Below are 21,469 nucleotides of genomic sequence, written 5' to 3'. Positions count from 1 at the left end.
AATTCGTCAACTCTCAGGCCGATAATGAAATTCCTGTTTGATCTGTTCCCGATCATCCTCTTTTTCGTCGCCTTCAAGCTGTGGGGCATCTTTACGGCTACGGCCGTGGCGATTGGAGCTACGCTCGTGCAGATCGCGTGGGTCGCATTCCGTCACCGCAAGGTCGACCCGATGCTGTGGCTTTCGCTCGGCATCGTCGTCGTGTTCGGCGGCGCCACGCTGATGCTGCACGACGAGACCTTCATCAAGTGGAAACCCACCGTGCTCTACTGGGCGTTCTCGGTCGTGCTGCTCGTTTCGCAAGTGGCATTCGGCAAGAACCTCATCGAAGCGATGATGGGCAAACAGATCACCCTGCCGGCGCGCATCTGGACGCAACTGAACTTCGTCTGGTCGATCTTCTTCGCGCTGCTCGGCATTCTCAATCTCTTCGTGGCGTTTCACTTTTCCACCGACGCGTGGGTCGACTTCAAGCTGTTCGGCGCGACCGGCATCCTCGTGGTGTTCATCGTCGGCCAGAGCCTGTGGCTTTCGCGTTACATGAAGGAAGAAGAATGAGCGACGTCTTTCTCAACGCCAGCCCCGCCGAGCGCATGGCGCTCATCGAAACGCGCCTGAGCGCGGCGCTCGCCCCCGTTTCCATCGACGTGCGCGACGACAGCGCGCAGCACGCCGGACACGCGGGCGCCGCTGCCGGCGGTCACTATCATGTCACGATCGTTGCGGGCGCATTCGCGGGGAAAGCCCGCGTGGCAAGGCATCGCATGGTGTATGATGCGCTGGCCGAGGCCATGCAGCGCGGCATCCACGCACTCGCGATTACGGCGCTCACGCCCGAAGAAGCCGCGGCGCTGCCCCGGTAGCCCACGTTAGATTTCGACCTGCTTGATCCTTTTGTTCGCCATTTTGGTTCGCCCCGTTAGGACTTTCCGATGACCTTGAAGAAAACCCATCTTTGGGTGTTGCTGGCTGCGTGCGCGGCGGCTCCCGCCTTTGCGCAGAACATCGCCGTCGTGAACGGCACGCCGATTCCCAAAGCGCGCGCCGACGCGCTGGTCCAGCAGCTTGTCCAACAAGGCCAGCAGGATTCGCCGCAACTGCAAATGGCGGTACGCGAAGAACTCGTGAACCGCGAAATCCTCATGCAGGAAGCGATTCGCGAAGGCATTCCGAACAACCCCGACGTGAAGGCGCAGATCGCCGTGGCCCAGCAGACCGTCGTGCTGCGCGCGCTGATCCAGAACTTCGTGAAGAACAACCAGCCGAGCGACGCCGAAGTCAAGGCGCGCTACGACCAGTTGACCAAGGATGCGGGCGGCAGCGAATACCACCTGCACCACATCCTCGTGGACAACGAGCAGCAGGCCAAGGACCTGATCGCGAAGATCAAGGCTGGCGCCAGCTTCGAAGACCTCGCGAAGCAGTACTCAAAGGACCCGGGCTCGGCCAAGAACGGCGGCGACCTCGACTGGTCCGATCCGAAGGCTTATGTGCCGGAATTCGCGACCGCGGCCACGCATCTGCAAAAAGGCCAGATGACCGATACGCCGGTGCACACGCAGTTCGGCTGGCACATCATCCGCGTGGACGACATCCGCCCGGTCACGCCGCCGCCGCTCGAACAGGTGCGCCCGCAGATCGTCCAGCAGATCCAGCAGGAAAAGCTGCAGGCGTTCGAAGAGAACCTGCGCAAGCAAGCGAAGATTCAGTAAGGTTGCATGGCGGCTCGTTTGCCGCGCATTTGCCGCTTTCGCTGCTCTAAAAACCCCGCGACCTTCGAAGGCGCGGGGTTTTTGTTTGCGGCTACGCGTTGAGCTCGTAGCTCGTGCTGCGCCCGCCCCCCTGCGCCTTGCGCAGTACGCCGCGCGTCACCAGGTCGTTGATGTCGCGTAACGCCGTATCGGACGAGCATTTGGCGATGGCCGCCCATTTGCCGCTCGTGAGCTTGCCGTCGAAGCCGTCGAGCAAGCGGTTCAGGAGCTTGACCTGGCGCTCGTTGAACGGCGTCGTGGCCCACTCGCGCCAGAAGCGCGCCTTGGCGAGCACGGCGTCCAGCGTGATTTGCGCCTGATCGACGGCGCGATGCAGCGCGTCGAAGAACCACGCGAGCCATAGCGTGACATCCGTCGAGCCGCGCTGCGTGCGCTCGAGAATGTCGTAATAGCCTTTGCGCTCCCGCTGAATCTGCGCGGAGAGGCTGTAAAAGCGCTGCGCACTGCCGTCCGCGCGCGCGAGCAGCAAGTCGCCGATGGCCCTTGCCACGCGGCCGTTGCCGTCGTCGAACGGGTGCAGCGTGACGAACCACAAGTGGCCGAGAGCGGCCTTGATCAGCGGCGGCTCTTGCGCCGGGCCGTTGAGCCAGTCGAGAAAGCCCCGCGTTTCGGCTTCCAGCCGGTTCGCGGGCGGCGCCTCGAAATGCACGCGTTGACGGCCGATCGGCCCCGAGATCACCTGCATGGGTCCGCTCGCATCGTCGCGCCATGCACCGACGTTGATCCGCGACAGGCCCGCGTAGCCCGTAGGAAACAGTGCGGCGTGCCAGCCGAACAGGCGCTCGCGCGTGACCGGCGCGCGGCTATTGGTGGTCGCGTCGAGCACCATCTCCACCACGCCTTCCACGTGGCGGTCCACCGGCGCGAGCGCCCCGATGTCCACGCCCATGCGCCGCGCGATCGACGAACGCACGGAGGCGACGTCGAGTTGCTCGCCCTCGATCTCGCTGGTCTTGAGCACGTCCTCCGTCAGGGCCGCGAGGCTCGCCTGATCGCGCAGCGCCAGGCCGACATCGGCCAGCCTGCCCACCAGCAAGCCCTGGGCGCGGCTGACCTCGGCCATGGGCTCGGCCAGCGCCGTCAGATCGAAGCGCCACTGAGGCCAGTCGCCGGCTTGCCAGATGTAGGTGTATTCGCCGCTATTCATGCGGCGATTATGAGACGTATTCGCCGCATGTACAAGTTAATCACCGCAAAAAATGCGGTGATTAACACCGCTATTTGCCGCAAGGCCGCGTCGATCGGCGCCCAAAAGACAAAAACCCCGGCCCGCACTCGCAATCGAGGGATGACCGGGGTTTTCCGCCAAGGCAAGTCGCCTTTGGCGTGCCCTGGCGTCAAACGTCCGCGTGCTTCGCCGGGCGCGTTAGCTCACCCACTTGCGCGCGTTCTGGAACGCACGCATCCACGGGCTTGCCTCGCCCCAGGCTTCGGGGTGCCAGCTCATCGTCACCGTGCGCTGCACGCGCTCGGTGTGCGGCATCAGCACCGTGAAGCGGCCGTCGGGCGTCGTGACCGAGGTGATGCCTTGCGGCGAGCCGTTCGGATTGAACGGGTAGGCTTCGGTCGCCTGGGCGCGATGGTCGACGTAGCGCATCGCCACCGCGACCTTCGAGATGTCGCCCTGCTGCGAGAAGTCCGCGAAGCCTTCGCCGTGCGCGACCGCCACCGGAATGCGCGAGCCTTCCATGCCGTTGAAGAAGATCGACGGCGAGCCCTGCACTTCCACCAGCGAGAAGCGCGCTTCGAACTGCTCCGACTTGTTGCGCGTGAACTTCGGCCAGGCTTCGGCGCCCGGGATCATCGAGGCGAGGCTCGACATCATCTGGCAGCCGTTGCAGATGCCGAGCGCAAACGTGTCCTCGCGCGCGAAGAACGCGGCGAACATGTCCGCAAGCTTCGCGTTGAAGCGGATCGTCTTGGCCCAGCCTTCGCCCGCGCCCAGCACGTCGCCGTACGAGAAGCCGCCGCAGGCCACCGCGCCCGCGAAGTCGGCGAGCGTGGCGCGGCCTTCGAGCAGGTCGCTCATGTGGACGTCGTGCGCGTCGAAGCCGGCGCGATCGAACGCGTACGCGGTTTCGAGGTGCGAGTTCACGCCCTGTTCGCGCAGGATCGCCACGCGCGGACGCGCGCCCTTGCCGATGAACGGGGCGGCGATGTCCTCGGCCGGATCGAAGGTGAGATGCGGTTGCATGCCCGGATCGGCGGCGTCGAGCAGCGCGTCGTATTCGGAATCGGCGCACGCGGGGTTGTCGCGCAGACGCGCAATGCGCCAGCTCACTTCGCTCCACACGCGTTGCAGTTCCGCACGCGGCGCTTCGTAGATGCGCTTGGCGTCGCGGTAGATTTCGATCGAGTCGCGCGGATTCAGCGTGCCGATCACGTGCGAGCAGACCGAGAGGCCATGCTGACGCAGCACGCCCATCACGACGTCGCGCTGCTGTGCGGGCACCTGGATCACGGCGCCGAGTTCTTCGGAGAAGAGCGCGCGCAGCGTGCGGTCTTCGCGGCGGCCGCTCGTTTGCTTCGCCCAGTCCTTGGCGTCGCCGTAGTCGGACTCGTGCTCGCTGTCGAGCGCGAGCATGTCCACGTTCAGCGAGACTCCCGTGCGGCCCGCGAAGGCCATTTCGCAGACCGTCGCCCACAGGCCGCCGTCCGAGCGGTCGTGGTACGCGAGCAGTTGCTCGTTCGCGTTCAGTTGCTGGATGGCCGTGAAGAACTGCTTGAGGTCTTCGGCGCTATCCACGTCGGGCACCGCGTCGCCGACCTGCTGCGTGACCTGCGCGAAAATGCTGCCGCCCATGCGGTTCTTGCCGCGGCCCAGATCGATCGCGATCAGCACCGATTCGCCCACTTCGTCGACGCGGCGCAGTTGCGGCGTGAGATGGCGGCGCACATCGTCGACCGGCGCGAACGCCGAGATGATGAGCGAGACCGGCGCGACCACTTCCTTTGCCACGCCTTCCTCATTCCACTTCGTGCGCATGGAGAGCGAATCCTTGCCTACCGGAATGCCGATGCCCAGCGCAGGGCACAACTCCATGCCGATCGCCTTCACGGTGTCGTACAGCGCGGCGTCCTCGCCCGGTGCGCCGCACGCGGCCATCCAGTTCGCGGAGAGCTTGAGCTTGTCGAGCGAGAGGATCGGAGCGCTGGCGATGTTGGTGATCGCCTCGCCCACGGCCATGCGGCCCGATGCGGGCGCATCGATCACGGCGAGCGGCGTGCGCTCGCCCATCGTCATCGCTTCGCCCTTGTAGCCGGCGTAGTCGAGCGCGGTGATCGCGCAGTCGGCCACCGGCACCTGCCATGGGCCGACCATCTGGTCGCGCACCGTCGTGCCACCCACCGAGCGGTCGCCGATGGTGATGAGGAACGACTTGCTGCCCACGCTCGGGTGGCGCAGCACGCTCTTCGCGACTTCGTCGAGCGAGACGCCCGTGACTTCGACCGGCGCGAGCGGCATGCTCGCATGCTCGACATTGCGGTGCATGCGCGGCGGCTTGCCGAGCAGGATGTCCATCGGCATGTCGACGGGCTGGTGGCCGCCGTTGGCCGCGAGCGCGTGCTCGTCGGCGTCGATGAGCTTCAGGTCGCGCGCGTCGGTCGCGACGCCCACGACGGCGAACGGGCAGCGCTCACGCTCGCAGATCGCCTGGAACTCCGCCAGATCGGCGGGTGCGATCGCGAGAACGTAGCGTTCCTGCGATTCGTTCGACCAGATTTCGCGCGGCGAAAGACCCGACTCTTCGAGCTGCACCTTGCGCAGTTCGAAGCGCGCGCCCTTGTCCGCGCCGTCGACGAGTTCCGGGAAGGCGTTGGAAAGGCCGCCTGCGCCCACGTCGTGAATGCTCAGGATCGGGTTGCGCTCGCCCAGTTGCCAGCACGAGTTGATGACTTCCTGCGCGCGACGCTCGATTTCCGGGTTGCCGCGCTGGACCGAGTCGAAGTCGAGTTCGGCGGTGTTGGTGCCGGTGGCCATCGAGCTGGCCGCGCCGCCGCCCATGCCGATGCGCATGCCCGGACCGCCGATCTGGATCAGCAGCGTGCCGGCCGGCAGGTCGTGCTTGTGCGTGTGCTGCGCGCTGATGTTGCCGAGGCCGCCCGCGATCATGATCGGCTTGTGATAGCCGCGCACGGTGCCCGCCACGTTCTGCTCGTAGGTACGGAAATAGCCGCCGAGGTTCGGCCGGCCGAATTCGTTGTTGAACGCGGCGCCACCGAGCGGGCCGTCGATCATGATCTGCAGCGGCGACGCGATACGGTCCGGGCGGCCGTAGGCGCCCTGCGTGTCGGCGGGGTTGCGCAGCGCGAGCGGCAAGGCCGCGTCGCGGGCGTCTTCCCATGCTTCGCGCGCGTCGGGCAGGTCGAGGTTCGAAACCGTGAAGCCCGTGAGGCCGGCCTTCGGACGCGCGCCGCGGCCCGTCGCGCCTTCGTCGCGGATTTCGCCGCCCGAGCCCGTTGCCGCGCCCGCGAACGGCGAGATCGCCGTGGGGTGGTTGTGCGTCTCCACCTTCATCAGCGTGTGCGTGAGTTCGGTGTGGCGGCCATAACGTTCACCCGGCTCGCCGGGCGTGCCGTCGTCCCTGCGCGGGAACCAGCGCTCCGCGACCGCGCCTTCCATGATCGACGAGTTGTCCGAGTACGCAACGATCGTACCCTGCGGGCTGATCTTCTCGGTGTTGCGGATCATCGCGAAGAGCGACATATCCTGATCCTGGCCGTCGATCGTCCAGCTCGCGTTGAAGATCTTGTGGCGGCAGTGCTCGCTGTTGGCCTGCGCGAACATCATCAGCTCGACGTCGGTCGGGTTGCGCTCGAGCTTCTTGAAGTTTTCGACGAGGTAGTCGATTTCATCGTCGGCGAGCGCGAGGCCCAGTTCGCCGTTGGCCGCCTCCAGCGCCGCACGGCCGTGGCCGAGCACGTCGACCGTCTGCATCGGGCGGGCCGGCAGTTCGTCGAACAGATGCAGCGCCGCGTCGCGCGACGGCGCCACGCTTTCCGTCATGCGGTCGTGCAGCGCCGCGGCGACAGCGGCGTGCGCCTCATCCGAAAGCGTCTTTTTGCCGCCGAGCAGGCCCGACTTCAGCACCACGGTGTATTCGACGCCGCGCTCGATGCGGCGCACCTGCTCGAGGCCGCAATGGTGCGCGATGTCCGTGGCTTTGCTCGCCCACGGCGACACCGTGCCGAAGCGCGGCACGACGAGGAACGTGAGCGCGCTGCCGCGCTCCTGCGGTGCCGCGAACGGCGCGCCGTAGTGCATCAGCGCTTCGATCTTCGCGCCGTCGTCAGCGGAAAGCTGCGTGGCCGCATTGACGAAATGCAGATACTGGCCGTACACGCCGACGATGTTCGCGTCGATACGCTGAAGCGTCTCGAGCAGGCGGGTCTGACGGAAGTCGGAAAGGGCCGAAGCGCCGGGGAAACACGAGAAGTGGGCCATGGACTGGGGCGTTGCGTCGAGGTTGCGTCAGAGTTGCGTCGCGGCTTCGCCTCGCGCGAAACACGTCGCAAGGTGGCGATGCGTCGCGCGGGGGATGGCGACGGTCAGGCGAAGGGAGACCGCGATTATAACCCGGAAGGCTTGTCCTGACCGCCCCGGCGGCCATGCGCAACGCGTGTGGCAAGCCGGCCTCGCGCATGGCGATGCGGACGCTTTCGCTGCTCTGATTGCGCGTTTCGTCTGATCGGCGCACCCGGGCATGGCTTCGGCGCGCTGCACGCCCCACCTTCGGCAGGACGCCCTCATCCGAGCGAGCGCCACCTGCCTGCAGATCGTATCGTCATGGATGTCATCGTCATCGGCGGCGGAATCGCCGGCATCGCTACCGCCTGGCAGCTGCGCGCGGCCGGGCATCGCGTCTGCGTGATCGAACGCCACGCCACTGTCGCGCAAGGCGCGACCTACGGGCATAGCGGCATTGCGCTGCCCACGCCGCTCGACGTCTGGTTCGGCCCCACCTTCCTGCGCAATGGTCGTCAGTCGTCCGGCGGCGTGATCAGCAAGACAGGCTGGCGTGGCCAGGCGCACGGTTTCGTCAAGCGCCTTGCCACGCTGCACGGCTCCGAGGCGTTCGCCGAGCGCTATGCGCTGCTGCGCCCGCTCATCGAGTCGGCGCAAGCGGCGCTCGCCGACATCGACGCGCGCTTCCAGCTCGATTACGAGCAGCGCGACGGCCTGCTCTACCTCGTGCGCGGCAACGACGAATGGTCGCTCACGCAACCGGCCCTCGAGCTGCTGCGCCGCTTCGAGACGCCGCACCACGCGCTTTCGCCCGCGGAATGCGTGGCGTTCGACCATGCCATCCCCGCCGATCCGCCGTTTGCGGGCGGCGTGCGCTTCGAGACCGGCCGGGTAGCCAACTGCCCGCTCTTCGTGAAGCTGCTCAAGCAGGTGCTCGACGCCCAGGGCGGCGTGCAGTTCGAGATGAGCCGCGAGGTCAGCGCGATCCGCCTGGAAGACCGGCGCGCGGCCGTGGAACTCGCGCCGCCTGCGCACGAAGCGGGCCGCTCGCGCGACGTCGAGGTGATCTCGGGCGACGCCGTCGTGGTCGCCGCGGGCGCGCAAACGCCGCGGCTTCTCACGCCGCTCGGCCTCAAGATGCCGTTCTATCCGCTGCGCATGCACACGCTCAATTCGCCGGTGGCGCACGAGGAATGCGTGCCGCAGACCACGATCGTCGATGCCGGCAAGCGCATCGCCATCGCGCGCATGAATCACCGGCTGCGCATATCGGGCGCCGCCGTGCTGCTGCGCGCGCAGGAAGTCGACGACGCGCTGCCCGAGGCGCTCACCGAAGACGCTCTCGCGCTGCTCGGCGAGGCGTCGCGCGACTGGGCGCCGGGCGCCGCGCGCATTTCGGCCGCGCTCGCGTGGGAGGGCATGAAGCTGCTCTCCGCCGACGGCCTGCCGGCGGTCGGCAGCGTGAGCCACCCGCGCCTCTACGTCAACGCAGGCCACGGGCCGGCAGGCTGGGCGCTTTCCCTCGGCTCGGCGCGTCTCATCGCCCAGCAGATCTCGAACACCGCGCCTGAGCTGCCGGCCGATACCATCAAGGCGCTCCAGCCGGGCCGCGATTGAGCGGCGCTCGCGTGTGCGGCGTTGCCGCGCCGCCGTGCCCGTCCACCGCGCACCTGGGGCGTGCCGTCTGAGCGCTTGCTCGGGTATCGTTGCGATGTCGCCTCTCTGGACCGCATCGTCATGACGCACGCTCCACACTCCTCTGGCACCGGGCAACCGGTGCTTATCTACCCGCACGATCGTGCGGTCCCGCTGCTTACCGTCGAACAGTTGCGCAATGCCGAAGTCGCAGCGCAGTCGGCTCTGCCTGCTCACGCGCTCATGGCGCGCGCAGGTGCCGCCGCCGCGCACTTCCTGAACGAGCAGCTCGCGCATGCGCCCTCGTCGGCTAGCGACAAGCCCGTCTGGTTCGCCGCCGGGCCCGGCAACAACGGTGGTGACGCCCTCGTCGTCGCCACCGAACTGCATCGCGCGGGCGTCGCCGTGGAAGTTTGCATGCCCGTCGAGGTCAAGCCCGACGACGCGCGCTGGGCGCTCGCCGAGGCGCGCGCGGCGGGCGTGCCCATCGCCGCGTCGGCGCCCGCATCGTTCGACGCTTACGGCTGGCTCGTCGACGGGATGTTCGGCATCGGCCTCGCGCGCGGGCTCGAAGGCGTGTTCGCCGAACTCACCGAGATGCTCTCGGCACGCGCGCGCAGCCATGGCCATGTGCTCGCGCTCGACGTGCCGAGCGGCCTCGACAGCGACACCGGCAACGTGGTCGGCAGCGGCCCGGCGGTGCGCGCGACCCATACCGTGACCTTCATCGCCGCCAAACCTGGCCTGTACACGGGCGTCGGGCGCGACTACGCAGGCGCCGTCGCGGTCGCGCCGATCGGCATCGACACCGAAGGCACGCCGGGCGCCGTGCGCCTGAACGCGCCCGCGCTCTTCGCCGCCGCGCTGCCCGCACGCGACTTCGCCACCCACAAGGGCACGTTCGGCACGCTCGCCGTCGTGGGCGGCGACACGGGTATGTGCGGCGCGCCGATTCTCGCGGCGCGCGCGGCGCTGCTCACCGGCGCGGGCAAGGTTCACGTGGGCTTTCTCGGCAGCGACGCGCCGCCCTACGACGCCCCGCACCCCGAACTCATGCTGCACGCGGCGGCCAGGCTACCGCTTGGCGCGATGGACGCCGTCGCGGCGGGCTGCGGCATGGGCGGCAGCGCGTCGGCGCGCCAGCTCGTGGACGCCATCCTGCGCCTGCACGCCCCCGTGCTCCTCGATGCCGACGCGCTCAATCTCGTCGCGCGCGACGAGGCGCTCGCCGTGCACGTCGCGCAGTCGGCCGCCGCGCGCGGGGCGCCTTGCGTGCTCACGCCGCATCCGCTCGAAGCGGCGCGCCTGCTCGGCTGCGACACCGCCCAGGTACAGCGCGACCGCCTCGCCGCAGCGCGAGCACTTGCCGACCGCTACGCGGCGGTTGCCGTGCTCAAGGGCAGCGGCACCGTGATCGCCGCGCCCGACGGCCGCGTCGCCGTCAACCCCACCGGCAACGCAGGCCTCGCCACGGGCGGCACCGGCGACGTGCTCGGCGGCATGATCGGCGCGCTGCTGGCCCAGCGCGTGCCGCCCTACGAGGCGGCGCTCGCGGGCGTCTACCTGCACGGCCTCGCCGCCGACACACTGTGCGCTCAAGGCGACGGTCCCGCGGGTCTCACGGCGGGCGAACTCGCGCCTGCGGTGCGCAAGCTGATGAACCGGCTCTTTTACGCGCCGTCTTATGCAACCTGAGGCCGCATCTCGCACGTCCGCTCGCGCGGCACGCGGCTTGCTTCGCAACCACGTTTGCCCCACCGCCCGCGCCGGGCACGGCCGCAGGGATCACAACGCTGCGCAGTGTCGCGCGAGGCCGCTATACTGATCCTCCGCACGCCGTCTTCCACCGGAGGCGGCCCGTGCTTGCCCGCGGCGCGCGAAGCGCGCGTTCGGCCTGACCGGCGAACCGCACCTGCCGCCCTCCATTCGTGATCCCTCGCTAGACGAACATGACGAATCCGCTCCCCGCCTGGTCCGCGCTACAGACGCATTACGAACAGATCCGCGACGAAAAGCTGCGCGACTGGTTCGCCCCCGCCAACGACCCGGCGCCGACGCGCGCCGAACGCTTCACGTTCGCAGGCGCCGGTCTCGGCGCCGACTTCTCGAAGAACCGCATCACCGACGCCACGCTCAAGCTGCTCGTGCAGCTCGCTCGCGAGGCCGGCGTGGAAGCGCGCCGCGATGCGATGTTCAAGGGCGAAGTCGTCAACCCGACTGAAGGCCGCGCGGCGCTGCACACCGCCTTGCGCGCCACCGAAGCCGACGCGCCGTTCCACGCCCAGATCGCGGCCGAGCGCGCGAAGATGGCGAAGTTCGCCGACGCCGTGCGCAGCGGCGCGTGGACCGGCTACACGGGCAAGCGCATCCGCCATGTCGTGAATATCGGCATCGGCGGCTCGGATCTCGGGCCGAAAATGGTCGTGCACGCGCTCAAGCATCTCGAACTACCCGAGATCACCTCGCACTTCGTCTCGAACGTCGACGGCGCGGACCTGTGGCGCACGATCGAAAACATCGATCCGGAAGAGACGCTGGCGATCATCGTCTCGAAGACGTTCACGACGCTCGAAACCATGACCAACGCGCTGTCGATGCGCGACTGGTTCGTGAAACACGGCTGCCCGGAAGGCGAACTCGCGAAGCACTTCGTAGGCGTCTCGGCCAATCCGGCCGAAGTCGTAAAGTTCGGCATCGCCAGGGAAAACGTGTTCGAGATGTGGGACTGGGTCGGCGGCCGCTATTCGTTGTGGTCGGCCGTGGGCCTCTCGATCATGATCGCCATCGGGCCGCAGCAGTTCGACGAACTGCTCGCCGGCGCGCACGACATGGACAAGCACTTCCGCGAAGCGCCGCTGGAGAAGAACCTGCCCGTGCTGCTCGGCATGATCGGTGTCTGGTATCGCAACTTCTTCGGCTCGCAGAGCTATCTCGTTGCGCCCTACTCCGAAGCGTTGCACTTCCTGCCTTCGTATCTCCAGCAACTCGAAATGGAGAGCAACGGCAAGTCGGCGCGCCTCGACGGCAAGTTCGTCGATTACGCGACCTCGGCGATCACCTGGGGCGAGCCCGGCACGAACGGGCAGCACGCGTTCTTCCAGATGCTGCACCAGGGCACGACGATCGTGCCGATCGACTTCATCGCCGTGCTCACGCCCGAGCATCCGCTGGCCGACCATCATCCGAAGCTGCTCGCGAACTGCTTTGCGCAGAGCGAGGCGCTGATGCTTGGCCGCACCGAGGAAGAAGCGCGCAAGATCGCGGGCCCGGACAAGCCCGAACTCGTGCCGCACATCATGTTCCCCGGCAACCGGCCGACCACCACGCTGCTCGTCGACGCGCTCACCGCGCGCTCGCTCGGCGCGATCATCGCGCTCTATGAGCACAAGGTGCTCGTGCAGGCTTCCGTGTGGGATATCAACCCGTTCGACCAGTGGGGCGTGGAACTCGGCAAGATCCTCGGCAAGGTGGTCGAAGCCGACTTGAACGCGGCAAGCGCCGATGTGAAGCGGCACGATTCGTCCACAGCCGCACTGATCGCGCGCGCCCGCGCGGCGCTCAAACGCTGACTCGGGCAGAGGCGGCGTGCGCATGCGCTGCGCACGCCGTTCGATGGTCAGGCGCTAACGCCCGGCTTCGACATTGCTCGCGCTGCGCGAGGCTGCCGCGCCATGCGGCGCGTTGGGCATGCGGTGGCCCGCTTCGATCGTGATGATGGCGTCGCAGCGCTGCGCGAGATCGACGTCGTGGGTGACGAGCACGAGCGTCGCGCCGTTGGCGCGATTGAGTTCGAACATCAGGTCGATGACGGCGTGGCCCGTGGCGGCGTCGAGGCTGCCGGTGGGCTCGTCGGCGAACAGCACGGCGGGGCTCGTCACGAACGCGCGGGCGAGCGCCACGCGTTGCTGCTCGCCGCCCGAGAGCAGCTTCGGGTAGTGGCCCGTGCGCTCGGCAAGACCCACGCGCTCGAGCAGCGTGCGCGCGCGGGAGAAAGCATCGCGCGTCGACATGCCGCCCTGCAGTTCGAGCGGCAGCGCGACGTTCTCCAAAGCGGTGAGATGCGGCATCAGCTGGAACGACTGGAACACAAAGCCCACCGAGCCGTTGCGCAGCGCCGCGCGCTGATCTTCGGCCATGCCGGTAAGCTCATGGCCTAGCAGGCGCACCGAACCCGCGCTCGCGCTGTCGAGGCCGGCCAGCAGGCCGAGCAGCGTCGACTTGCCGGAACCGGACGCGCCGACGATCGCCACGCTCCCGCCCGCCTGCACGGTGAGGTCGATGCCGTCGAGGATCGTCAGCTCGCCGGTGGCGTCGGTGACCCGCTTGCTCAAACCCCGTACTTCGATGACTGGATCGCTATTCATTCGCACATGATGACGCACAGGTTAGCCGTGAACCAGAAACGCGCCGCGCGGCGCGCCGCCCTTTCCCGCGCTTCGTCCCGCTTCAGCGCGTTTGCCGCTATCGCGACCCTGACCGCCGCTGCGTGGCTCGGCGCCTTATGTGGCATGACCGGCACCGCGCTCGCGGCCTCGCCCGTCTCCACGGTCAACGCGGCGACGAACCCCGCTGCCACGGCAAAACCGAACGTCGTCGTGCTCGGCGACAGCCTTTCCGCCGAATACGGCCTGCCGCGCGATACCGGCTGGGTGGCCCTGCTGCGCCAGCGGCTCGCCAGTGAGCGGATCGATTATAACGTTGCGAATGCGAGCATTAGCGGGGACACGACCAGCGGCGGACTCACGCGCCTGCCGCTCGTCATGCAGCGCATCAAGCCCGCGATCGTGATCGTCGAACTGGGCGCAAACGACGCACTGCGCGGCGTGCCGCTCACGACGACGGACAGCAATCTGCGCGCCATCGTCGCGCAGATCCGCGAAAGCGGCGCGAAACCCGTGCTCATCGGCATGTACGTGCCGCCCAACTACGGGGTCGACTATACGCGTGACTTCCACGCCATCTACGAGCGCCTTGCGAAAGAACTGAACGTGCCGCTCGTGCCCTTTCTGCTCGCCGGCCTCGCCGACAAGCCTGAACTCTTCCAGGCCGATCAGATCCATCCTACCCAGCAGGCACAGCCTTTGCTGCTCGACAACGTGTGGCCAACGCTCAAGCCGCTGCTCGGCAGCGGCGTGCGGCGCTGAGGCGGCAGCTGGGCAAACGTCTGGGCACCCTCACCGGGCGCCCTTTCCCAGCGCGCAGCCGTTGGCGCGTTCAAGCCGCTCGAGCCTCTCAGGCAGCGTGGCAGCGGGCAACCGCATCTCGCCATTGGCCACCTTTTGCGTCAGACATGCGGGTCCGAGAGGCTTCGCTGCCTGAATCCGACCGACCCTGACTGGAGGAAGAAGCGTGAAATATTTACCTCTCATTGTCGTTACGGCAGCACTGGCTGCCTGCGCCAATCAGCCAATGCCGAGCGGAGCGCAGTCCGTCGGCACGAGCCAACAACCCCCTGCGACGGTTGCGCAATGCATCGCGCAAAAATGGGCCGACAAGTCGCAGCAGCAAGTCGTCTCGCAGTCCGTGCTCGCCAACGGCCAGGCTGTCGACGTCTACGTCCCTGGCCAGCAGCCGCCTAACGGCGCAGCAGCGACGGTGCGCCCCGCATGGAGCGCCAGCGCGAAGACGTGGGTCGGCTTCCGCTCCAGTGGCGGCGCCGGTGGAGACGCCACCAGCGACATCAGCGCCTGCCTCTGATTTCGCGCTTGCCAAAACGCAAAAGCCCCGCGACGTTTCGCGGGGCTTTTTTTTGTGCCGGCTCTCGACGCCGGCGGGCTGATGCGGGTTGGGCTTACTGGGCGCCGTCGCCCGACTGGCTGGCCGAACTGAGCAAACCGTAGAGCTTCACCTTCGCGCGCTCGCGCAACGCGTCGAGGTACGCCTGCACCTGCGACTGGCCGTCCACCTGGGCCAGTTGCTGCTGCGCGGCGCCCAGACGCGGGCCTTCTGCGGCCGGACCGTTGGTCACGCTGTTCACGCGGTAGATCGCATAGCCGTCGTTGCCGAGGTCCACGCCCACGTAAGCGGGCAGCTTCTGCGAATCGGCCTTGAAGACGGCGGACAGCGCGCTGGGCGGCAACCCTTGAGCGTCGTTGCGCGACACCTTGAGCGCCGACGAGAAACCATCGGTCGACTTCGACTTCTGCAGTTCCGCGAGCCTGGCCTCGCCGTCCTTGTGCGCCATGTCGGCAGCCTGCTGCGCGACCACCTTCTGGCGCACCGCATCCTTGACCGCGGCGAACGCGGGCACGGCGGCCGGCTGGTAGTTCGTCACGTGAGCCGAGATCAGCGTGTTGTTGCCGACGTCGATCGCCTGGGTGTTGTTGTGCTGGTTCACCGAGTCGCTCGCGAATACGGCGTCGAGGAACTTCTGGTTGTTTAGCGGGCTATCCGGCGGCAGCGCTGCATTCGGCTTCGGCGTGACCGTGGCCGTCTGGATCGTCAGCTTGTACTTGTCCGCGGCCGGCTGCAGGCTCTTCGCCTGCTCGTAGACCACCGACGTGAAGCCATCGCTCGCGTCGGCGAGCAATTTCGCGGCTTGCTGCGCCTTCACGTCGTTCGTGATCTGCGCCTTCACGTCGTCGAACGGCTTCGTGACCGCCGGCTTCAGGTCCGTGACCTTGACGATGTGATAGCCGAAGTCCGACTGGATCACGTCGCTGATCTCGTCCTTCTTGAGCTTGAAGACCGCGGCGTCGAACGCCTGGCCGCCCGCGATCATGCCGGGGCCGAAGTAGCCGAGGTCGCCGCCCTTCGAGGCTGAACCCGGATCCTGCGATTCCTTCTGCGCGATCTGCGCGAACTGATCCGGATGCGCCTTCACTTCGGCGAGGATCGATTCGGCCTTCTGCTTCGCTGCGTTGCGCACGTCGGCGCTCGCGTCCTTCGGCACCGTGATCAGGATGTGGCTCGCGCGCACTTCTTCCTGCGTGCGATAGTGCGCGATGTTGTCGTCGTAGTACTTCTTGAGATCGGCGTCGCTCGGCTGCACGCCGGCGGCAACCGTCGCCGCCGAGAGCACGAGATACTGGATCTGCGCCGTGGCCGGCGTGGCGAAAGCGTTTTTGTTCGCGTCGTAGTACGCCTGCAGTTGCGCATCGGTCGGCTGGACCTTGGGCGCATAGTCGCTCGCGTGGAACGCAAGGCCCTGCACGTCGCGCTGCTGCTCAGAGAGGCCCGTGAGCTGCTGCGCGAGCGCCTTCGGCGTGAACGCGCTGCTGATGATCGACGCCGGCAGTTGCTGCATGGCGAGGCTATAGCGCACGCGTTCGTCGTACTGCTCCGGCGTCATGCCCTGCATGGCGAGCAGTTGCTTGTACTGGTCGAGATTGATCGAGCCGTCAGGATTCTTGAGCGACGAGATCACCGGGTCGGCGAGCAGCGCGCGGCGCACGGCGTCGTCCGAGGCGGTGAGGTGCAGGCGCTGCGTTTCGTCCACCAGCACGCGCTGCTGGATCAGACCGTCGAGGATGTCCTTACGGTGCTGGGGCGTGTCGAACATGTTCGCGTCGAATTGCGCGCCGAGGACCTGGCGGGCCTGGTCGAGCTGCTGGCGCGCGGCGTTGTCGTATTCGACACGCGTGATCTTGTGCCCGTTGACGCTCGCGACATTCGCGCTTTCATCGAAGAAGCCGCGGAAACCTTGAATACCGACGAAGCCCAGCCCTGGCAGGACGACCAGGAGCAGCATGAACATCATCAGGCGTTTGTGATTGCGGAAAAAGTCGAGCATGCGTGACCAGACGTTGAGGGCGCCAGAAAATGGAACGCCCGATATTACAACAGCGGCCAACAAAAAAGGCGAACCGGAGTTCGCCTTCTTGTCGAGATATCCTTGGCGGAGCGGACGGGACTCGAACCCGCGACCCCCGGCGTGACAGGCCGGTATTCTAACCAACTGAACTACCGCTCCGTGCGGGTGCGCTACGTACCGGAACAGAAGCTGTGGTGGGTGCTGAGAGGCTCGAACTCCCGACCTACGCCTTGTAAGGGCGCCGCTCTACCAACTGAGCTAAGCACCCAGCTTCATGCTTTCCTGAACTGCGACTTCTGCTGCGCTACCCATCAGGTAGCGAGCCGGCTAGTTTAGCGCATCCTTCAGCGCTTTACCAGGCCTAAATTTGGGCACCTTCGCCGCCTTGATCTTGATCACGTCGCCAGTACGCGGATTGCGGCCCGTGCGCGCGGTGCGCTTGCCGACGGCGAACGTGCCGAAGCCGACGAGCGTGACCGAGCCGCCCTTCTTGAGCGTCCCTTTGACGCCGCCGATCACGGCGTCGAGCGCGCGTCCCGCAGCCGCCTTCGAAATGTCGGCTTGTTGCGCGATATGGTCAATCAGTTCCGTTTTATTCATTCCAGCCCCCGAGAATGTGTTTGGGCAATCGTAAGAAAGAAGGTCAACTTATTGGATAGACGTCCCCGCCATAGCGCGGGGACCGCTCATTTAACGGGGCCGAAAGGGCCGTGTCAAGCGGGATTGAGCCTGATTCGGCGCGGGATTCGAGGGATTATTCGAAGGAGTATCGAACATGTGGGAAAACGCAGAAAAGACCTCTGATTGTCATCACAGCGTCAAGGATTGTGACGCAAATAAAAAAGCCCGCGGAGCATGCCGCGGGCTTTTTGGGTCCAACGCGCCGCGCATGAGCGCGGCTTGTTGAAGGCGTACTGAAGGCTTAGTGCTTGACGACTTCCGTCGCGCCGGCATCCGTCGATTCGGCCACGGGCGCCTTGGCGTCCTCGGCCTTCACCTCTTCTTCCGGCAGCGGCTGCGGCACACGTTCGAGCGCGAGTTCGAGCACCTTGTCGATCCAGCGGACCGGCACGATTTCGATCGAGTTCTTCACGTTGTCCGGAATCTCAGTGAGATCCTTGACGTTCTCTTCCGGGATCAGCACGAGTTTGATGCCGCCACGATGCGCCGCGAGCAGCTTCTCCTTCAGGCCGCCGATCGGCAGCACTTCGCCGCGCAGCGTGATCTCGCCCGTCATCGCCACGTCGGCACGCACCGGAATACCCGTGAGCACCGACACGAGCGCCGTCGTCATCGCACCGCCTGCGGACGGACCGTCCTTCGGCGTCGCGCCTTCCGGCACGTGGATGTGGATGTCCTGCTTCTCGAACGCTTCGTCCTTGATGCCAAGACGACGCGAACGCGAACGCACCACCGAGCGTGCCGCTTCGACCGATTCCTTCATGACGTCGCCGAGCGAACCCGTGCGGATCACGTTGCCCTTGCCGGGCATGACCGCCGCTTCGATCGTCAGCAGATCGCCGCCGACTTCCGTCCAGGCAAGACCCGTGACCTGACCGATCTGGTTTTCCTTCGCGGCCAGACCGAAGTCGTACTTGCGCACGCCGAGGAAGGTGTCGAGGTTGGCGCTGTCCACCGTGACGGCTTTGTCGGCCTTCTTCAGCAGCAGCATCTTCACGACCTTGCGGCAGATCTTCGACACTTCGCGCTCGAGCGAACGCACGCCTGCTTCACGCGTGTAGTAACGAATGATGTCGCGGATCGCGCCTTCGGTCACCTCGATCTCGCCCGGCTTCAGCCCGTTGTTCTTCTTCTGCTTCGGCAGCAGATAACGCTGGGCGATGCTGACCTTCTCGTCTTCCGTGTAACCCGACAGACGGATGACTTCCATCCGGTCGAGCAGCGGCGGCGGAATGTTGAGCGAGTTCGACGTGGCGACGAACATCACATCGGAGAGGTCGAAATCGACTTCGATGTAGTGATCCGCGAACGTATGGTTCTGTTCCGGATCGAGCACTTCCAGCAGCGCCGACGACGGATCGCCGCGGAAATCCATGCCCATCTTGTCGACTTCGTCGAGCAGGAAGAGCGGATTGCGCACACCGACCTTGGCCAGGCTCTGCAGGATCTTGCCCGGCATCGAACCGATGTACGTACGACGGTGGCCGCGGATTTCGGCTTCGTCGCGCACGCCGCCCAGCGCCATACGCACGAACTTGCGGTTCGTTGCGCGCGCAATCGACTGCCCGAGCGAGGTCTTGCCGACGCCCGGAGGTCCGACGAGGCACAGGATCGGCGCCTTGACCTTGTCCACGCGCTGTTGCACCGCGAGATACTCGAGAATGCGTTCCTTCACCTTCTCGAGACCGAAGTGGTCTTCGTCGAGTACGGCTTCGGCATTCGAGAGGTCGTTGTTGACCTTGCTCTTCTTGCGCCACGGCAGGCCGATCAGCGTGTCGATGTAGTTGCGCACCACGGTGGCTTCCGCCGACATCGGCGACATCAGCTTGAGCTTCTTGAGCTCGGCATCGGCCTTCTTCTTGGCTTCCTTGGGCATGCGCGCGGCCGTGATGCGCTTCTCGAGTTCTTCGAGATCCGCACCCTCTTCGCCTTCGCCCAGTTCCTTCTGGATGGCCTTGACCTGCTCGTTCAGGTAGTACTCGCGCTGGCTCTTTTCCATCTGGCGCTTCACGCGGCCGCGAATACGCTTCTCCACCTGGAGAATGTCGATTTCGGCTTCGAGTTGCGCGAGCAGATGCTCCAGACGCTCCACGACCGGGAACATCTCGAGGATGTGCTGCTTCTGGTCCAGCTTGAGCGGCAGATGCGCGGCGATGGTGTCAGCAAGACGACCGGCCTCGTCGATCCCCGACAGCGAGGTCAGGATCTCCGGCGGGATCTTCTTGTTGAGCTTCACGTACTGGTCGAACTGCGAGACGATCGCGCGGCGCAGCGCTTCGGTTTCTGCGCTGTCGGCGTGGTCCGGTTCGAGCGGCATCACTTCGCACGAGAACTGCGTTTCCTGCTCTTCGATGGAAAGCGTCTTCGCGCGCTGCAGGCCTTCCACGAGCACCTTCACGGTGCCGTCGGGCAGCTTGAGCATTTGCAGGATGTTGGCGACACACCCTACTTCATACATGTCTTTTTCGGTCGGCTCATCCTTCGCGGCGGTTTTCTGCGCGACGAGCATGATGTGCTTGCCGCCTTCCATAGCCGCTTCGAGGGCCTTGATCGATTTCGGTCGGCCCACGAAAAGGGGAATCACCATATGCGGGAAGACTACGACGTCTCGCAGCGGCAGCAGCGGGAGCGTGGTGCGTTCCGGCGGGAGGAGTTGGGTTCCTGACATTTCATTTCCCCATGAGTGGAATCAATTGTTCGGTAATTGAGGCCTGAGATACCGATTGCAAGCCTCGCGCGTGTGGGAAAAGTTCAGTGACTCCAAAATAGTGCGCCATCGACCACAAGATTAAACGAAAAAGCCGTTCATCCCATTGTATGAACGGCCCTTTTCCGGAACTCTTTAGCCGATCACCACCATCAGTTCGACCCTGCAACCTTCGGAGCGTCTTCGTAGATCAGCAGCGGCTTGCCGTCGCCGTCGATCACGTTGTCGTCGATGATGACCTTGCTCACGCCCTTCATGGCCGGCAGCTCGTACATCACGTCGAGCAATGCCTGTTCCAGGATCGAGCGCAGGCCACGAGCCCCCGTCTTGCGGCGGATCGCCTTGCGGGCGACGGCCTGCAACGCGGCCGGGCGGATTTCCAGCTCCACGCGCTCCATGTTGAAGAGCTTGTGATACTGCTTGACGAGTGCATTCTTCGGCTCGACCAGAATCTTCATGAGCGCGACTTCGTCGAGCTTGCCGAGCGTAGCGACCACGGGCAGACGGCCGATCAGTTCGGGAATGAGGCCGAACTTGATCAGGTCTTCCGGTTCCGTTTCGCGCAGCACTTCGCCTGTGTCGCGCTCCTGCTTGCTCTTCACGCTTGCGCCGAAGCCAATGCCGGTCTTTTCCGTACGGTCGGTGATGACCTTTTCCAGACCGTCGAACGCGCCGCCGCAGATGAACAGGATATTGGTCGTGTCGACCTGGATGAAATCCTGGTTCGGATGCTTGCGGCCGCCCTGCGGCGGCACCGAAGCCATCGTGCCCTCGACGAGCTTGAGCAGCGCCTGCTGCACGCCCTCGCCGGAGACGTCGCGCGTGATCGACGGGTTGTCCGACTTGCGGCTGATCTTGTCGATTTCGTCGATATAGACGATGCCGCGCTGGGCCTTGTCGACCTCGTAATTGCAGTTCTGGAGCAGCTTCTGAATGATGTTCTCGACGTCTTCGCCCACGTAACCGGCTTCGGTCAGCGTGGTGGCGTCGGCGATCACGAACGGTACGTTCAGAAGACGCGCGAGCGTCTGCGCGAGCAGCGTCTTGCCCGAGCCCGTGGGCCCGATCAGCAGGATGTTGCTCTTGGAGAGTTCGACGTCGTCCTTCTTGTCGAGGTGCTTCAGACGCTTGTAGTGGTTGTACACCGCCACTGCGAGAATCTTCTTCGCGCGTTCCTGCCCGATCACGTACTGGTCGAGGATGTCGCGGATCTCCTGCGGGCTCGGCAGGTCCGAGCGCGACAGCGCCGCGTCGACGCCCGCACCGGCGGCTTCGTCACGAATGATCTCGTTGCACAAGTCGATGCATTCATCGCAGATGAATACCGACGGACCAGCGATGAGCTTTTTCACCTCATGCTGGCTCTTGCCGCAGAACGAGCAATACAACAGCTTCTCGCTGTTAGAACCTTTCTTGTCCGCCATGGATAAATGAGCCTCCGGACACTCTGTTAC

15 protein-coding genes and 2 tRNA genes are annotated in these 21,469 nt (G+C 65.7%); 8 read left to right on the top strand and 9 right to left on the bottom strand.

The features are described 5' to 3' along the window. Positions 1 to 24 precede the first annotated feature (24 nt). The 3 genes from M3I56_RS22525 to M3I56_RS22515 all read left to right on the top strand — a co-directional run bounded on the left by M3I56_RS22525 (position 25) and on the right by M3I56_RS22515 (position 1,712). Positions 25 to 558: a septation protein A gene (locus M3I56_RS22525; RefSeq protein WP_254355879.1), complete on the top strand. Its 534-nt coding sequence runs from the start codon at positions 25 to 27 to the stop codon at positions 556 to 558. Then, a complete protein-coding gene (locus M3I56_RS22520; protein ID WP_254355878.1) occupies positions 555 to 863 on the top strand; it encodes a BolA family transcriptional regulator in 309 nt (102 codons plus the stop codon). Before M3I56_RS22525 ends, M3I56_RS22520 begins: the two co-directional genes overlap by 4 nt. A gap of 69 nt (positions 864 to 932) precedes the next feature. Beyond that, positions 933 to 1,712, top strand: a complete 780-nt coding sequence (locus tag M3I56_RS22515; RefSeq protein WP_028206990.1) for a peptidylprolyl isomerase — start codon at positions 933 to 935, stop codon at positions 1,710 to 1,712. 91 nt (positions 1,713 to 1,803) lie between these two features. On the opposite strand, the gene M3I56_RS22510 is transcribed toward M3I56_RS22515, so the two are convergent. Together M3I56_RS22510 and purL are read right to left on the bottom strand one after the other, a co-directional pair. Beyond that, the gene (locus M3I56_RS22510) at positions 1,804 to 2,919 is read right to left on the bottom strand and encodes a Fic family protein (protein WP_254355877.1); all 1,116 of its coding nucleotides are present in this window, start codon (positions 2,917 to 2,919) and stop codon (positions 1,804 to 1,806) included. A gap of 219 nt (positions 2,920 to 3,138) precedes the next feature. Beyond that, positions 3,139 to 7,218: a phosphoribosylformylglycinamidine synthase gene (gene purL, locus M3I56_RS22505; RefSeq protein WP_254355876.1), complete on the bottom strand. Its 4,080-nt coding sequence runs from the start codon at positions 7,216 to 7,218 to the stop codon at positions 3,139 to 3,141. A gap of 342 nt (positions 7,219 to 7,560) precedes the next feature. Between purL and M3I56_RS22500 the strand changes: the two genes are divergently transcribed. The 3 genes from M3I56_RS22500 to pgi all read left to right on the top strand — a co-directional run bounded on the left by M3I56_RS22500 (position 7,561) and on the right by pgi (position 12,443). Further along, on the top strand, positions 7,561 to 8,856 hold the full coding sequence (locus M3I56_RS22500; RefSeq protein ID WP_254355875.1) for an FAD-dependent oxidoreductase: 1,296 nt from the start codon (positions 7,561 to 7,563) through the stop codon (positions 8,854 to 8,856). A gap of 120 nt (positions 8,857 to 8,976) precedes the next feature. After that, positions 8,977 to 10,569 carry an NAD(P)H-hydrate dehydratase gene (locus tag M3I56_RS22495; RefSeq protein WP_254355874.1) on the top strand — a complete coding sequence of 531 codons (1,593 nt, stop codon included), beginning with the start codon at positions 8,977 to 8,979 and terminating at the stop codon, positions 10,567 to 10,569. A gap of 254 nt (positions 10,570 to 10,823) precedes the next feature. Beyond that, entirely contained in the window at positions 10,824 to 12,443 is a 1,620-nt protein-coding gene (gene pgi, locus M3I56_RS22490) for a glucose-6-phosphate isomerase (RefSeq protein ID WP_254355873.1), read from the top strand. A gap of 54 nt (positions 12,444 to 12,497) precedes the next feature. Here the strand turns inward: pgi and M3I56_RS22485 are convergent, their stop codons facing one another. Next, a complete protein-coding gene (locus tag M3I56_RS22485) occupies positions 12,498 to 13,238 on the bottom strand; it encodes an ABC transporter ATP-binding protein (protein ID WP_302056953.1) in 741 nt (246 codons plus the stop codon). A gap of 144 nt (positions 13,239 to 13,382) precedes the next feature. Here M3I56_RS22485 and M3I56_RS22480 point away from each other — a divergent pair, with 144 nt between their 5' ends. Further along, complete coding sequence (locus M3I56_RS22480) at positions 13,383 to 14,018, top strand: arylesterase (RefSeq protein WP_254355919.1); 636 nt, start codon at positions 13,383 to 13,385, stop codon at positions 14,016 to 14,018. Between the two features lie 205 nt (positions 14,019 to 14,223). Continuing rightward, positions 14,224 to 14,571, top strand: coding sequence for a hypothetical protein (locus M3I56_RS22475; protein WP_254355871.1), 348 nt, complete (start codon positions 14,224 to 14,226; stop codon positions 14,569 to 14,571). A 94-nt stretch (positions 14,572 to 14,665) separates the two neighbouring features. Here the strand turns inward: M3I56_RS22475 and M3I56_RS22470 are convergent, their stop codons facing one another. The 6 genes from M3I56_RS22470 to clpX form a co-directional block, all read right to left on the bottom strand. Beyond that, the gene (locus tag M3I56_RS22470; RefSeq protein ID WP_254355870.1) at positions 14,666 to 16,606 is read right to left on the bottom strand and encodes a SurA N-terminal domain-containing protein; all 1,941 of its coding nucleotides are present in this window, start codon (positions 16,604 to 16,606) and stop codon (positions 14,666 to 14,668) included. Positions 16,607 to 16,709: 103 nt separating this feature from the next. Beyond that, positions 16,710 to 16,786 (bottom strand) — tRNA-Asp (locus M3I56_RS22465). A gap of 33 nt (positions 16,787 to 16,819) precedes the next feature. Further along, a tRNA-Val gene (locus M3I56_RS22460) sits at positions 16,820 to 16,895 on the bottom strand. A gap of 59 nt (positions 16,896 to 16,954) precedes the next feature. Beyond that, positions 16,955 to 17,227 (bottom strand): HU family DNA-binding protein, encoded by a 273-nt coding sequence (locus M3I56_RS22455; RefSeq protein WP_254355869.1) that lies wholly within the window; start codon positions 17,225 to 17,227, stop codon positions 16,955 to 16,957. Positions 17,228 to 17,549: 322 nt separating this feature from the next. After that, positions 17,550 to 19,976 (bottom strand): endopeptidase La, encoded by a 2,427-nt coding sequence (gene lon / locus M3I56_RS22450; RefSeq protein ID WP_254355868.1) that lies wholly within the window; start codon positions 19,974 to 19,976, stop codon positions 17,550 to 17,552. 191 nt (positions 19,977 to 20,167) lie between these two features. After that, complete coding sequence (clpX, locus tag M3I56_RS22445) at positions 20,168 to 21,439, bottom strand: ATP-dependent Clp protease ATP-binding subunit ClpX (protein ID WP_254338512.1); 1,272 nt, start codon at positions 21,437 to 21,439, stop codon at positions 20,168 to 20,170. Between the last annotated feature and the right edge of the window lie 30 nt (positions 21,440 to 21,469).

Origin of the sequence: Paraburkholderia sp. CNPSo 3281 (genome assembly GCF_024206515.1) — a bacterium.
In the GTDB taxonomy this organism is placed as follows: Bacteria; Pseudomonadota; Gammaproteobacteria; order Burkholderiales; family Burkholderiaceae; genus Paraburkholderia; species Paraburkholderia nodosa.
The sequence above is the reverse complement of the archived record's forward strand: the minus strand, read 5'-3'. Positions and strand labels throughout refer to the sequence as shown.

What these genes read in the sequence shown, in the direction of transcription:
- M3I56_RS22520 (WP_254355878.1), top strand. Translation starts at nt 555, where the DNA reads ATGAGCGACGTCTTTCTCAACGCCAGCCCCGCCGAGCGCATGGCGCTC.
- M3I56_RS22455 (WP_254355869.1), bottom strand. Translation starts at nt 17,227, where the DNA reads ATGAATAAAACGGAACTGATTGACCATATCGCGCAACAAGCCGACATT.
- clpX (WP_254338512.1), bottom strand. Translation starts at nt 21,439, where the DNA reads ATGGCGGACAAGAAAGGTTCTAACAGCGAGAAGCTGTTGTATTGCTCG.
- M3I56_RS22470 (WP_254355870.1), bottom strand. Translation starts at nt 16,606, where the DNA reads ATGCTCGACTTTTTCCGCAATCACAAACGCCTGATGATGTTCATGCTG.
- M3I56_RS22495 (WP_254355874.1), top strand. Translation starts at nt 8,977, where the DNA reads ATGACGCACGCTCCACACTCCTCTGGCACCGGGCAACCGGTGCTTATC.
- M3I56_RS22485 (WP_302056953.1), bottom strand. Translation starts at nt 13,238, where the DNA reads ATGAATAGCGATCCAGTCATCGAAGTACGGGGTTTGAGCAAGCGGGTC.
- pgi (WP_254355873.1), top strand. Translation starts at nt 10,824, where the DNA reads ATGACGAATCCGCTCCCCGCCTGGTCCGCGCTACAGACGCATTACGAA.
- M3I56_RS22510 (WP_254355877.1), bottom strand. Translation starts at nt 2,919, where the DNA reads ATGAATAGCGGCGAATACACCTACATCTGGCAAGCCGGCGACTGGCCT.
- M3I56_RS22480 (WP_254355919.1), top strand. Translation starts at nt 13,383, where the DNA reads ATGACCGGCACCGCGCTCGCGGCCTCGCCCGTCTCCACGGTCAACGCG.
- purL (WP_254355876.1), bottom strand. Translation starts at nt 7,218, where the DNA reads ATGGCCCACTTCTCGTGTTTCCCCGGCGCTTCGGCCCTTTCCGACTTC.
- M3I56_RS22525 (WP_254355879.1), top strand. Translation starts at nt 25, where the DNA reads ATGAAATTCCTGTTTGATCTGTTCCCGATCATCCTCTTTTTCGTCGCC.
- M3I56_RS22515 (WP_028206990.1), top strand. Translation starts at nt 933, where the DNA reads ATGACCTTGAAGAAAACCCATCTTTGGGTGTTGCTGGCTGCGTGCGCG.
- M3I56_RS22500 (WP_254355875.1), top strand. Translation starts at nt 7,561, where the DNA reads ATGGATGTCATCGTCATCGGCGGCGGAATCGCCGGCATCGCTACCGCC.
- lon (WP_254355868.1), bottom strand. Translation starts at nt 19,976, where the DNA reads ATGTCAGGAACCCAACTCCTCCCGCCGGAACGCACCACGCTCCCGCTG.